Source organism: Paenibacillus bouchesdurhonensis, assembly GCF_900155685.1.
Taxonomy (GTDB): Bacteria; Bacillota; Bacilli; order Paenibacillales; family Paenibacillaceae; genus Fontibacillus; species Fontibacillus bouchesdurhonensis.
In genome coordinates this window covers 2,458,135-2,471,125 of sequence record NZ_LT732548.1, presented here as the reverse complement: position 1 = coordinate 2,471,125, position 12,991 = coordinate 2,458,135, and the positions used below count along the sequence as shown (strand labels likewise).

The window sequence follows — 12,991 nt, the reverse complement described above, 5'->3', positions numbered from 1 at the left end:
AAATAATGCCGCTATTACTCGAAATTAAAGATTTGATTTTCACCTATCTTAAACCGCTTACTACAAAGGAAATAGGATTCTATGGCATTTTTGGCGTTATTGGAAGCATGATTGCTCAAACATATGGGGGTTGGAGTCCAGCAATGACATTACTTATTATCCTAATGGGTTCTGACTACATTACAGGAATTCTCGCCAGTCTGAAGGAAGGCCGGGGTATCGCAAGCGCCGCATCATTTTGGGGTCTGATCAAGAAAGGCCTAATGCTTCTTGCCGTGCTAATTGCTCACCATGTAGACATCGTGATGAATACGAATGCCGTCATGATCGGGAGTATTTATTTCTGGTACGCCAATGAAATTATTTCGCTGGCCGAGAATTACGGGAGACTAGAGCTCCCCTTCCCAGAATTCATTAAAGAGAAAATCGCTTTGCTTAAGGGCAAAGAAAAACATAATTAAGACTTGAATCAATTAGCTCAAAATCATTACGCGTCAATGAGACACACATAAGCAGCAAGAACTTTTATGACATTATAACTGTACTATATTTCGTGTAGGCTTGTTCTAAGGACTAACCCGCCTTCCTCATTCCTCCCTCCGCTTGCATAAAAGCATAAAAAAGAGGAAAACTAACGACTCAACATGCTTACAAGGAGGTAATTATTGTGGCCAAGCCGGATGATCGTTCCGATAACGTGGAAAAATTACAGGATGCTATTCAGGATACCATCGAAAATTTCCGTGAGGGACAGGATTATTTAAGCGAGCATGCCGACGAAATTAGCGGCGAAGAGGAAGCCCAGATTGAGGCCAAAAATCAACGCCGTCTGCACAGCATCCAAGGCTTCCGTGAAGAGGTAAAAGACGAAGCCGACAATGCTAAGGAATAACATCACCCTTTTATCGAATATCCGAATCCCCCAGAGAGAACAAAGATCATCGCATCTTCCGTTCTCTCTCTTCTTTATTCTTCCGCTCCTCAAAGACAAAAGAAATGACACCGATCCACCGATCGATGCCATTTCTTTTGTTTATGTTGCAATTTACGTTTAGTTAAACTTGAACTCCAGGATTAAGCTTCATCCCAGACAGTAACTTCCTTCATCTTGTCGCCAGGGCGAACTTGATCCACCAGCTCCATGCCAGAAGTTACTTTTCCGAATACCGTGTGTACGCCGTTTAAATGCGGCTGTGGCTCGTATACGATAAAGAACTGGCTTCCACCCGTATCTTTGCCCGCATGCGCCATAGAGAGCACTCCACGCTCGTGCTTAGTCGTGTTCGTTGCTGTTTCGCATTTGATCGTGTAGCCAGGTCCGCCAGTCCCGTTGCCTACCGGACAGCCGCCTTGAGCTACAAAGCCAGGGATAACGCGGTGGAAAGACAGTCCGTTATAATAACCGGAGTTAGCCAGCTTCTCAAAGTTTGCTACAGTGCCTGGCGCTTCTTCCGGCAAAAATTGAATTTCTACCTCTCCGCCGTTTTCCAGTACGATCTTACCTTTTTTCATATCGGATCACTTCCTTCTTTATTCTCGATTAAGACAAACCTCTTACAGTTTACTATGAAATCGGACGATGAGCAAAAAAAAGCCCGCCACCAATTTTGGCAGCGGATAATTACACTTTATTTATACGAAGGCTGCTTCGAGATACGCTCGGGAATAACATCACAGGAAATGATATCCTCCAGCGTTTCGCGCTTGACGACAACATCGCTGACCCCGTCCTTGACAAAGACGACAGCCGGACGACGAATACGGTTATAATTGCTGGCCATCGCATAGTTATAGGCCCCCGTACAGGATACGGCGAGCAAATCCCCTTGGTTTACTCTAGGAAGCTCCAGATCCCAGATGAGCATATCCCCGCTCTCGCAGCATTTCCCAGCGATCGACACCGTCTCTTCATTGCTGTCATTCCCCCGATTTGCCAGCATCGCCTCATATTTGGAGTCATAGAGCGCCGGACGCGGATTATCGGTCATCCCGCCGTCAACAGCGACATATTTGCGCACGCCCGGAATATCCTTTGTAGAGCCAACGGTATAAAGCGTCGTGCCAGCATCGCCGATAATACTGCGGCCCGGCTCTACCCAGATTTCTGGAATTTGCGCATAGACTTCCGCAAAATGCTTCTTGACCGCATCCGTAATCGACTTTACATATTGAGAGACATGTAGCGGCTGATCTTCCCCTGTGTAACGGATACCAAAGCCGCCACCCAAGTTAATAACCTTGAAAACAACACCATGCGTTTCCTTAATGTCTGCCGCAAATTGAGCTACGCGCTCTACAGCCAGTTCAAAGCCCTCCACCTCAAAAATCTGAGAGCCGATATGCGAATGCACGCCGAGCAAACGAAGATTCAAGCTTCCGGAAGCCAGCACCACGGCCTCTTTAGCCGAACCATTGCCGATGTCGAAGCCGAATTTCGAATCGGTCTGTCCGGTAGAAATAAACTCATGCGTATGCGCCTCCACCCCTGGAGTTACACGCAGCAGAACGTTTACGGCAACGCCCTTCTCAGCGGCTACGGCCTGGAGCAGCTGCAGCTCCGTGAAATTATCTACGACGAAGCAGCCAATGCCCGCAGAAATAGCCATTTCCAGCTCATCCAATGTTTTGTTGTTGCCATGGAAATGAATGCGCTCCGCCGGGAATCCGGCTTGAAGCGCCGTATACAGTTCCCCTTCAGAAACAACGTCAAGCGACAGGCCTTCTTCCTCTACCACTCTGCACATCGCCATTACACAGAAAGCCTTGCTCGCATAAGCCACTTGAAACGTAAGGCCCGTTTGCTTGAATGCATCCATATATTCGCGGCATCTTTGCCGTACAAGTGCTTCATCAACGATGTAAAGCGGTGTACCATACTGCTGCTTCAAATCGACCGTATCACAGCCGCCGATTTCAAGATGCCCTTTGGCATTAATGTTACTAGTACCATGTAAATACATTTAGCACTCTCCACTTTCAATTTTTACACCAGTATAGCAAACATTAGGTGAACTGAAAAATGGATTTTTACGATGATCATTTGCATTTTTTGTCGGACAACCTATTTGACTACTCCTGCCGCGGCATTCGCGTCCGATCCCTTGTCTTATTGAAGGAAGGCCTTTGCTTGGAAGTCATGACCGGCAAACGGAATAAAATCGCAGTCATCGCCTTTGCATTAAACGGAATAAACGGCCACAGATAGGAGGAGTTATAGGATCGTCTTAGTGTGAGCCAAATAATAAACGCCGTCACTCCTACCACAAACCCGGGGCCGCCGAATATTGAGACGGCGATCAGCAATCCCAGCCGGATCACCCGATTGGCGAGTCCCAGTTCATAACTCGGCGTGGCAAACATCCCGATAGCCGCTACGGCCATATACAGCACCACCTCATTGACGAACAGGCCTGTTTTGACGGCGATATCACCGATCAATATCGCAGCGATCAGGCCCATGGCCGAGGCAAGAGGGGTTGGCGTATGTACAGCGGCCATTCGCAGCAAATCGACTCCAAATTCAATCAGCAGGAACTGAGCGATCAGCGGAATTTTTGCATTCGCCTGCGGGCCAATAAACGACAACGAAGCTGGCTTCAGTTCCGGATGGATGACCAGCAGCAGCCATAACGGAAGCAGAAACAACGAAGCAAAGATGCCGATAAAGCGAACCCAGCGCAAGTACGATCCCATAAACGCCGTCTGTCTATTCTCCTCCGCATGCTGGCACAGATCAAAGAATGTGGTCGGCAGAATAATGACGCTGGGTGATGTATCGCTGAATAGCGCTACCCGCCCTTCTAATATATGCGAAGCAACGACATCCGGTCGCTCCGAATATCTAACGAGCGGATACGGATTCCAGCCCTTGCGCACGATTGCTTCCTCCAATTGCTTGTCCGCAAGCGGAATGCCGTCGATATCGATCGAGGTGATCTTATCCCGTACGGCATCGACTTGGGTCTTATCTACAATATCATCGATATACGCGAGGCAAACATCGGTATGCGTTCGACGTCCTACCTTATGCATCTCGAAAGTCAAGCCTGGATCTCGAAGCCGGCGGCGCACTAAGGTGACATTCGTAAGCAAGGTCTCCGTAAAGCCGTCTCTCGCCCCCCTAACAACGCGTTCAAGCGACGGCTCCTCCGGACTTCGTATCGGATAAGAGCGGGTATCCATCACTAGAGCTTCCTGCTCGCCATCAATGAACAAAGCGCTCATCCCGCTTAGCACCATCGTAATGACATCGCTCAGCTTATCGATTTTTTTGACCTGAACGTGCGGGATATAGAGATCAAAAAAAGCATGCAGTGCACCGGAGGACAAGTTATCAGGCGACAGATAAGTCAGCCTTTTAAGTATTTCCTGTAGTATATCCTCCTTTGCAAAGCCGCTGACAAAGAACAATCCTGTTCGTATGTCTCCGAACGTCATTTCACGAAAGTCAACGTCGAAGCTCCTACCGAGACCCACGACCTCCTCCAGCGTCTTTTTCGTCGTATCCAATTCCTCGCTGATCTGGCCGCTCTTCTGCCAATAGATGACCGACTCCTCGATCGTGTCCGAGCGCTCATTCTCAACCTTTATATTCCGCAGTTCCTCGTTACTTTTCCCCCTCTCCTCGTTCACACCATCCGTCTCCTCGGCGGAATACTCCTCCGGATAAGGAATGAATTCCGGCGGATGCTGCTCCTCATGCGTAAATCCGTTTTGCTCCCGATCCGACATGCTTTTACCTCCTTGCTTGCGCTCGCATCAATCTAATCTCTACTTAGGGGTATATACAAAAAATTCAAACAATGAGCCAGCAACTTTTCCAAATACCATGGCAAGAAGCAACCCGAACAAATAATGCTGCATCCGTAGTCTCTTGGCAAGAATCGGCAGAACATTAAGCACCTCGGTCAATGCCGCCGCGAGTAAGCCGACGAAGACACCGTTCAGCAGGCCGATGAAGCCGCTAATCAGCCAAGGGCCGTGAATATGCCACTGATAGAAATCTGCCACTGTTCCAACTAGCGCTCCGCTAACCATCGCTCCTTCATACCAATGCACCTTATTATAGGTGCTCGTCACTTGGGCCAGCCTCGGAATAACGTCCAGCACGATGAACAGGGCGATAATTCCGCCTCCCACCGCAATGCCTCCAGCTAGCCCCAGAAAAATAAATACCACCACCGGCCAAGGTGAGATCAAGGCTGCTTCTCCCCCCGTCCAGCCGCATTATGCATCTTCTTGTATTCCTCGGAAATAATGAATTGATTCAAATTTTCCTGATATAAATACATTTCAACCTCAAGCGGCGTGGGCTCTTCATTCCACTTTTTCTTAAACAGATGGTTAAAGAATACGACCATCCCGAACCCAATGCCAATAGAATAAGCCCCTTGGAACAAGTAAGGATGCTCATCACGCTCACCGGTGATCATTTCGACAATTCGGACTTGAACGGCCTGCATGCTTACATCGGCATGAAAATTCATGATCGTCAGCGCCGAACCGAAGAACAGCAGAAGCCAAACAAGTATAAACAAAAGGAACAGCGGCTTCTTGCCCGGTCTGACCATTTCAACGATCACCTGCGGCTCGCCGATGTACTCCACCTGTATAGCCGGGTCACAGTCTTGTATGCTCGCTATAATCTGAAGCATATCGATGAGAACCAAATTGCCGTCCTGCTCCCGCGGTTGCTTGATCACGACATCCAGGAGGCTTGATTCCAGCTTCGAATTACTCAGAACGCGCGCCACATCGCGAATTCGTACAGCCTGACCAATAGGGAGCTTGACATGCTTGCGCAGCTGCAAATAGATCGTAGCGGTGTCCTGTTTCATCCTAACACCTCTTTTCAGGACGAATTGTCCATAGTATGCCAAGCGGGAGGATGCTTTACTCGCGATAAGCGAAAGCCGAAGCCTCAGCACCTTTCTTAACCATGACAAAAAACGGCTTCCAGATAATCCGGAAAGCCGTTCTTGCTTAAATATATACTTCACTTCTGAACGCAATGCTTAGGTTATTGCGCGATTTGGTCGCGGATATTTTGCAGTATTTTTTTCTCCAGTCTCGACACCTGGACCTGGGAAATGCCAAGCCGGCTCGCCACCTCTGACTGAGTCTGATCGCGGTAATAACGCAAATATACGATTAATCGCTCGCGCTCGGACAAGCCGTCTATTGCCTCATGAAGCGCCAGCTTGTCGAACCAGCGCTCCTGCGATTCATCCGCAATTTGATCCATCAGCGTGATCGGATCGCCATCGTTCTCAAATACCGTCTCATGGATCGAGGTCGGCGGTTTATTAGCCTCCTGGGCAAATACGACATCCTCTGGCGTCAAGCCGAGCTCATCGGCCACTTCCTTCACCGTGGGCAGGCGATTCAACACCTTCGACAATTCATCCTTCTTCTTGCGAACCTTGTTCGCCGTCTCTTTGAGGGAGCGGCTGACCTTAAGCGTTCCATCATCGCGCAGAAAACGCTGGATTTCCCCGATAATCATCGGAACGGCGTACGTAGAAAATTTGACGTCATAGCTGAGATCGAATTTATCCACTGATTTCAGCAAGCCGATACAGCCGATCTGGAACAGATCCTCGGGCTCATACCCCCGATTCATAAACCGCTGCACTACCGACCAGACGAGCCGAATGTTGCAGTTGACAAGACGGTCGCGGGCACCGTGATCCCCGGATTGACTCAGAGCGATCAACCGCTTCACTTCGGCATCATCCAAAAACTCTCTTGAGGTTTGCTTTACATCGGCATCCATAGATCCAACCCCTAATTATATAAAGCTTTCTTGGATACAATCCTCTTTTTCATCCGAATGGACGTGCCGCCACCCATCTCACTCGTGACGTCGAACTCGTCCATGAAATTCTCCATGATCGTGAAGCCCATGCCCGAACGCTCCAATTCCGGCTTGGACGTGTAGAGAGGCTGCTTCGCAAGCTCTACATCCTCGATTCCTTGTCCCTTGTCTTCAATCACCAAAGTTACCGTATCCCCTTCAATATGGGCTGAAATCGTGACAATCCCTTCTGGATCGCTGTCATATCCGTGAATAATGCTGTTTGTCACGGCTTCAGATACGACAGTCTTGAGATCAGTGATTTCATCCATCGTCGGATCAAGCTGCGATACAAACGCCGCAACCGTCACTCTGGCAAAAGACTCATTCTCCGACCTTGCAGCGAATTGCAGAGACATAAAATTGCTGGCGGTTTGGCTCATAATGCGACCTCCAATTCAGAGAGCGCGGCGCTCTCGTTCTCGACTATGCTCATAATCTTAAAGAGCCCCGACATTTCGAACAGTCGATACACCGAGCGGTTTACGTCGCACAGTACCATTTTGCCGCCTTTGTGCTTGATCAGCTTGTATCTGCCCAAAATGACCCCGAGGCCCGAGCTGTCCATAAATTGCAAGGACTTCAGGCTGAGCACTAGATGGCGGCAATCCCCCCGCGCAATCTCCTCATCCATTCGTATACGGACGTCATCGGCCGTATGGTGATCCAGTTCTCCGCTTAACCGCACGATAAGCGTATCGCGGTGTCTTACCATTTCCACATGTAAATTCACGTCTGCTCACTCTCCTCCCTGACATGAACACAACAATTCTATAAGACGGCAACGAATTCCTTCCCCTTGACAAAACTAGAAGAAAAAACCTATTAATCTACAAAAAAGAGGTGTGAGGCCGAGCGCTTGAACATCGTCCACCAGCCTGCCTTATCGATATCAGTTGGTGACTGCAGTTGGAATTCTGTAATCGCCTTATCATCCTGATACACGATAAGCTTTCCGATGCTCTGTCCCTTCTTGATCGGAGCAGCCAGCTTCTCAGGCACCTCAAGCTTATGAGTGATGCTGCCCGGGCTTACTCCCTTATTGACCAGCACATTCAACTGGCGTGCAGCAGACAGCTCTAACAGCGAAGATTGGCCTTTCTGGATTTTAACCTGCCCAATGGCTTCACCCGCTTTGTAAATCGGTAGCAGTGCATATTGGGAGAAGGCGTAATCGAACATCGCGGATACCTCGCTGTTCCGCGTCTTCGTATTCGGTTCCCCAAGCACGACCGCAATTAGCCGCAACCCGTCTCTCTGCGCAGTAGCTGCTAAGCAAAACCTCGCTTCGGATGTGTATCCGGTCTTTAAACCGTCGGCGCCGCTATAAAACCTAACCAGTTTGTTCGTATTCACCAGCCAAAATGGCTTCTGCGTGTTTTGCCGCAAATAGTCTTGATAAGCACCCGTGTATTTCGTAACCTCTGGATACTTCAGCAATTCCCGGCTCATGATCGCAATGTCATGGGCAGAGCTGTAATGATTCTCAACCGGCAGCCCGTTGCAATTTTTAAATTGCGTATCTTTCATTCCAAGCTCAGCAGCCCGCTCATTCATCAGTCTTACGAAGGCCTTCTCGGAACCGGCAATCTTCTCAGCAATTGCCACGGAAGCATCGTTGCCTGATGCCATTGCTATACCTTTGAGCAGCTCATCAACGGTCATCTGCTCCCCGGGCTCCAAGAAAATTTGCGAGCCGCCCATGGAGGCCGCATATTCGCTTGTAGTGACTTTATCCGTCAGCTTCAAAATGCCTTTTTCGATCGCCTCCATTGTCAGCAGCATCGTCATGATTTTCGTAATGCTGGCCGGAGGCAGCTTTTCATGGCTTTTCTTCTCATAAATAATCGTACCCGTATCTGCATCCATTAGAATGGCAGAGTTTGCATTCTCGGCTAGCAGAGCATCCCCTTCCTCGTGTGTCTCAGCCGGTGCGGCAAACATTCCCGCTGGCCAAGCTGAAAAGGTTAGCAGTATTGCGAAGCTCCAAATTAACAACCGCTTGCTCAAGATTAGTCCCCCTTCGACAAGTTTTACAAAATATTGGATTCTGCTAACCTAGTATCGGCGAAACAAAGCCAATATATTCCTGCAAAAGTAAAAAAAACGGCGTTTCCAAAGATCTATAATCAGATCACTCGGAAACGCCGCTTATATTTTTATTGGCTGAAGTCTGCCTTGTTACAGCTTCGGGATAATTCCTAATACGAGGTTCAGAAACTTCTCGCGAACCCGATCCGTCGTCTCAATAACTTCCTCATGTGAAAGTGGTTGATCGAGGATGCCGGCAGCCATATTACTGATGCAGGAAATACCTAGCACCTCGATGCCCGCATGTCTGGCCACAATGACCTCCGATACGGTAGACATGCCCACGGCATCTGCTCCTAAAGTACGGAACATACGGATTTCGGCCGGAGTTTCATAAGAAGGCCCCAAGAGACCGACATAAACTCCTTCCTGCAGCGGGATGTCCTTCTCATAAGCAACCTGCTTCGCAATCTCGCGCAACTTGCGGCTGTATGCCTCCGACATATCCGGAAAACGTGGCCCGAGCTCTGGGTCATTCGGCCCCGCTAAAGGGTTTCTGCCCGTCATGTTGATATGATCCGAAATCAGCATTAGGTCGCCTGGCTCGTACGATGTGTTAATTCCCCCGGCTGCGTTCGTTACGAGCAGTTTGGATACGCCCAGCGCCTTCATCACCCGCACCGGAAACGCCGTAAGCTCCGGCCCGTAGCCTTCATACATATGAAAGCGCCCTTTCATCAGTACGACGGATGTCCCCTGAACTGTGCCAATCAACATTTCCCCCGCATGCCCTTCAACCGTGGATTGAGGAAAGTAAGGGATATCTTGATAAGCGATGCTGACAGCATCATCGATATGCTCAGCCAGCACACCGAGCCCTGAGCCAAGAATCAGCCCGAGCTTCGGCGTTACGTTAGATTTCGAGCGAATATAGTCCGCCGCTTCCTGAATCATTCCTTGCGTTAATGTCGTTGTCATAATACTGATCTCCTTTTCATAATTTCATTTCAATCGTTAAGGCATATGTTAAAAGGAATATTCACGAAGCCTCACTCCGCAGGAGACTTTGACGTCTGTGATCGTGCGCGGGGGTGAAATGCTTCGTAAACAGATTTCAAATTGGGCTTCGTCTTGCTTAAATACATTTGCACTGTAACCATATCGGTATGACCCAGCATCTCCTGCACCGATTTCACATCTGCACCGCCTTCTAATAAATGCACAGCAAAAGAATGACGGAGCATATGCGGTGTAATGTCTGCCTCGATGCCCGCCTCTTTCCCGTACTTCTTAACGATCTTCCAGAAGCCTTGGCGAGTAAGGCGATCCCCCCTTGCGTTCGTGAACAGCACCTCTACAGTAGACTCCCCCGATAAGAGCGGACGACTCTCCCTTAAATATTGCTGAATCCAATGCGCTGTAACGGTACTCATCGGAATAATTCGTTCCTTCCCCCCAGAGCATCTCACATACCGCATCGTGGTATCCACGTCTTGGACATTCAAGGCAATTAACTCGGAAACCCGAATTCCCGTAGCGTAAAGCAGCTCCATCATCGCTCTATCCCTTAGTCCTGATGCTTGAGAGGTATCGGGCATGTCCAACAGTAAATCCACTTCTTCCACGGTTAGGGTTTGCGGCGGAGATTTGTCGACTCTTGGCGACTCGATCCAATGACCCGGATCATGATCAACAAACCGTTCTTGCTGCAAATATTGAAAAAAAGCACGCAAAGATACCGAGGATCTGGCTATCGTGGCCGGGGCCTTGCCCGCCTTGCTTAGCGTTGAAAAATACAGCTTCACGCCTGCCTTCGTGATTTGGACTGGCTCTACGATTTCCCGCTCCCGTAAATAACCGATGAATTGCTCAACATCTCTCTGGTAACACTCCAATGTTGCCGCGCTCAACCTTTTATGATCAGCTAAATAACCCATAAATGGGGCAATATATTGTTCCAAGACTCGCGCCCCCATTTCCCCTTCGATTCCCCCGCTATTCCCCGTACCAATAAAACAGTTTTAAGCGGTCAGCCATATATTCTAGTCCCTTACTGCTGCTTCCTTCCGTCTGAAACACCTTTACGGCAGAGCTATCGGGAATACGGTATTTATCCCCAGGGAACAAATATCCGCCAAAAGCCCCTGTCACCTTGTACAATAAATAAGCCAGTGCAAGAAATATCATTACATACTTTACACTGCGCAGACATTTCCGAAGCGAGATTACCATAATCCTCTCCCTCTTTCTATACCCGTTCTCGCCTGTCATTCAACCTCAATCAGGCCGGACAGGCGCCTTATCTTATAGTATATAGGAGACACCGAGGGATTATGTGGCTGGTACCTGGACAAAATCAATCCATAACGTTATGTATTCCAGTATCGCGATGAACCAAGCAGGCTTCGACCTAATAAGTTTTATAATCTTAAAAAAGCCCCTCACAGCGCGGCGGCCGTGCGGAGCTTTAAATGCGGACTTAAGATTTCTTATCGCCGGATTCGGGATTGTTGTCATTCTTATCTTTACAACGGTAACAAATCCCGTGGAAATCAAGACGGTGATCGAGTACAGAGAAGTTAAACTCTTCCTCCAGCCTTTCTTCCAGTGGCCCAAGCCAATCCTCGCGGATTTCATCCATCGCTCCACATTGTACGCAAATGAGGTGATGGTGATGATGTTTGCTCGTGTCGGTTCTTAAATCATAGCGGGCAACGCCGTCGCCAAAATTGATTTTCTCTACGACATGCAATTCACTTAGCAACTCCAAAGTACGGTAAACGGTCGCAAGACCAATTTCAGGAGCAATATCTTTCACGAGCATGAAAACATCTTCCGCACTAAGATGATCGTCTTCGTTCTCGAGCAGTATCCGTACTGTAGCTTCCCGTTGGGGCGTTAATTTATAACCCTGGGATTGTAACTGCTGCTTGATTTTGTCGATCTTTGCTTCCATGTTCTCCCTCCCCCAGGAATCGCCGCTCATTGATCTAATATCTACAATCACTTCTTTCATTATAGGGGGAGTTAATCAACAAAGTCAAACATTTTGCTAGAGTTCTAGGCCAGATCAAGCATTGGAGTAACCCATCCCATCATGTGCATTTCTCCACACACTTTCACGCAGTTAGTTCTTGTCCATTTTTTTAGTGGATACAGATGTAATTATGGATTTCCCTCCGTACAGCTTTCTGGCGCTTTTCCGTTTTCGTGATTTTTCCGTGATTTATTTAATCTGTTAGTTCATCCACTTACGCTTGGCTTGTTGAGCTGATTACTGCACTTTTTGCAGTTAACCGTTAGTGAAGAACCAGAGGATTAAAGCATATCTTCGTCGTATAATTCCTTCATAATCACCTGACAAACTTCACTGTTCCATTCTAAATAAAAAATATTCAACCCTGGATCATTACTGCTCTCTTTGTTAAATGTCCTCATCGGTTATCCAAATGACTTCTCTATGATTTCTATTGCCTTTAACTGTATTTCTTGATCCATCCGACTCATTGATAATCTCATAACTTCAGAATTATATATCAGACAAAATGAATTCTCACCCTCTGAATGTGCGCACGAAATTACAGTTTCATTTTTTAATAGCCATCACAAGTGCCATTGCTAGTTGTTTCCTAATGTAGCTCGGCGCAATTGTTTTCAAACAATGATTTTGCAATATGTATATCCATTAAACTGCCTTTAAAGGCGAATAAAACACTCATTATATGTAAGTAAGGGGACTCCTTCCAACAGAATCCCCTTTTGGTTTTACAGATTATCCCCGCCGCTATTCGGCTTAGTTGGGTTACTGATAATTCCGAGTGTAGCTAGCAACCCCAAGAACACGTTAGCGACAGTTAGGATATCCTCGCGCCATAATATCAGTCAACTCAAAGGCTTCTGTCAGGTGGCCGAGCAACTGCAACTGCAACAACACTTGAGAAACGATACGATCCAAAGTGCATAGTTACGCCATCTCTTCCCGCATCATTGCCGCACCCGGACGGCTCCCGTCGAAGTAGCCATTTTTAACAGCCTCTGACCAATTTTCTGCCGCCCAAGCACTAACTTTGTTAATATCACGTTCTGCCACCTTCTCAACACCCT

Annotated in this window: 16 protein-coding genes; 2 read left to right on the top strand and 14 right to left on the bottom strand. The window is 48.1% G+C overall.

The window, feature by feature from the left end; genetic code table 11:
• Positions 1–5 precede the first annotated feature (5 nt).
• Entirely contained in the window at positions 6–461 is a 456-nt protein-coding gene (locus CZ379_RS15390; protein WP_110932418.1) for a phage holin family protein, read from the top strand.
• Positions 462–667: 206 nt separating this feature from the next.
• Entirely contained in the window at positions 668–892 is a 225-nt protein-coding gene (gene tlp, locus CZ379_RS15385) for a small acid-soluble spore protein Tlp (protein ID WP_110932417.1), read from the top strand.
• 182 nt (positions 893–1,074) lie between these two features.
• On the opposite strand, the gene CZ379_RS15380 is transcribed toward tlp, so the two are convergent.
• The 14 genes from CZ379_RS15380 to CZ379_RS26970 all read right to left on the bottom strand — a co-directional run bounded on the left by CZ379_RS15380 (position 1,075) and on the right by CZ379_RS26970 (position 12,977).
• Positions 1,075–1,512 carry a peptidylprolyl isomerase gene (locus CZ379_RS15380; protein ID WP_110932416.1) on the bottom strand — a complete coding sequence of 146 codons (438 nt, stop codon included), beginning with the start codon at positions 1,510–1,512 and terminating at the stop codon, positions 1,075–1,077.
• Positions 1,513–1,628: 116 nt separating this feature from the next.
• Positions 1,629–2,960 carry a diaminopimelate decarboxylase gene (gene lysA / locus CZ379_RS15375; RefSeq protein ID WP_110932415.1) on the bottom strand — a complete coding sequence of 444 codons (1,332 nt, stop codon included), beginning with the start codon at positions 2,958–2,960 and terminating at the stop codon, positions 1,629–1,631.
• Positions 2,961–3,069: 109 nt separating this feature from the next.
• Positions 3,070–4,731 (bottom strand): spore germination protein, encoded by a 1,662-nt coding sequence (locus CZ379_RS15370; protein WP_110932414.1) that lies wholly within the window; start codon positions 4,729–4,731, stop codon positions 3,070–3,072.
• 39 nt (positions 4,732–4,770) lie between these two features.
• A complete protein-coding gene (locus CZ379_RS15365; protein WP_110932413.1) occupies positions 4,771–5,199 on the bottom strand; it encodes a stage V sporulation protein AB in 429 nt (142 codons plus the stop codon).
• Positions 5,196–5,837: a stage V sporulation protein AA gene (locus tag CZ379_RS15360; RefSeq protein WP_110932412.1), complete on the bottom strand. Its 642-nt coding sequence runs from the start codon at positions 5,835–5,837 to the stop codon at positions 5,196–5,198. The genes CZ379_RS15365 and CZ379_RS15360 overlap by 4 nt, the downstream gene beginning before the upstream one ends.
• A 182-nt stretch (positions 5,838–6,019) precedes the next feature.
• Positions 6,020–6,775 carry an RNA polymerase sporulation sigma factor SigF gene (gene sigF / locus CZ379_RS15355; protein ID WP_110932411.1) on the bottom strand — a complete coding sequence of 252 codons (756 nt, stop codon included), beginning with the start codon at positions 6,773–6,775 and terminating at the stop codon, positions 6,020–6,022.
• An 11-nt stretch (positions 6,776–6,786) separates the two neighbouring features.
• On the bottom strand, positions 6,787–7,239 hold the full coding sequence (gene spoIIAB, locus CZ379_RS15350) for an anti-sigma F factor (protein WP_110932410.1): 453 nt from the start codon (positions 7,237–7,239) through the stop codon (positions 6,787–6,789).
• Complete coding sequence (gene spoIIAA / locus CZ379_RS15345; RefSeq protein ID WP_110932409.1) at positions 7,236–7,589, bottom strand: anti-sigma F factor antagonist; 354 nt, start codon at positions 7,587–7,589, stop codon at positions 7,236–7,238. Before spoIIAA ends, spoIIAB begins: the two co-directional genes overlap by 4 nt.
• A 92-nt stretch (positions 7,590–7,681) precedes the next feature.
• Positions 7,682–8,866, bottom strand: a complete 1,185-nt coding sequence (locus tag CZ379_RS15340; RefSeq protein WP_407668674.1) for a D-alanyl-D-alanine carboxypeptidase family protein — start codon at positions 8,864–8,866, stop codon at positions 7,682–7,684.
• Between the two features lie 171 nt (positions 8,867–9,037).
• The gene (locus tag CZ379_RS15335; protein WP_110932408.1) at positions 9,038–9,865 is read right to left on the bottom strand and encodes a purine-nucleoside phosphorylase; all 828 of its coding nucleotides are present in this window, start codon (positions 9,863–9,865) and stop codon (positions 9,038–9,040) included.
• Positions 9,866–9,936: 71 nt separating this feature from the next.
• Positions 9,937–10,848 (bottom strand): site-specific tyrosine recombinase XerD, encoded by a 912-nt coding sequence (xerD, locus tag CZ379_RS15330; protein ID WP_110932407.1) that lies wholly within the window; start codon positions 10,846–10,848, stop codon positions 9,937–9,939.
• A 34-nt stretch (positions 10,849–10,882) separates the two neighbouring features.
• Positions 10,883–11,119, bottom strand: coding sequence for a DUF4227 family protein (locus tag CZ379_RS15325; protein ID WP_110932406.1), 237 nt, complete (start codon positions 11,117–11,119; stop codon positions 10,883–10,885).
• A 247-nt stretch (positions 11,120–11,366) separates the two neighbouring features.
• Positions 11,367–11,843 (bottom strand): ferric iron uptake transcriptional regulator, encoded by a 477-nt coding sequence (gene fur / locus CZ379_RS15320; RefSeq protein ID WP_110932405.1) that lies wholly within the window; start codon positions 11,841–11,843, stop codon positions 11,367–11,369.
• Between the two features lie 1,008 nt (positions 11,844–12,851).
• A complete protein-coding gene (locus CZ379_RS26970) occupies positions 12,852–12,977 on the bottom strand; it encodes a hypothetical protein (protein WP_267890497.1) in 126 nt (41 codons plus the stop codon).
• Positions 12,978–12,991 lie beyond the last annotated feature (14 nt).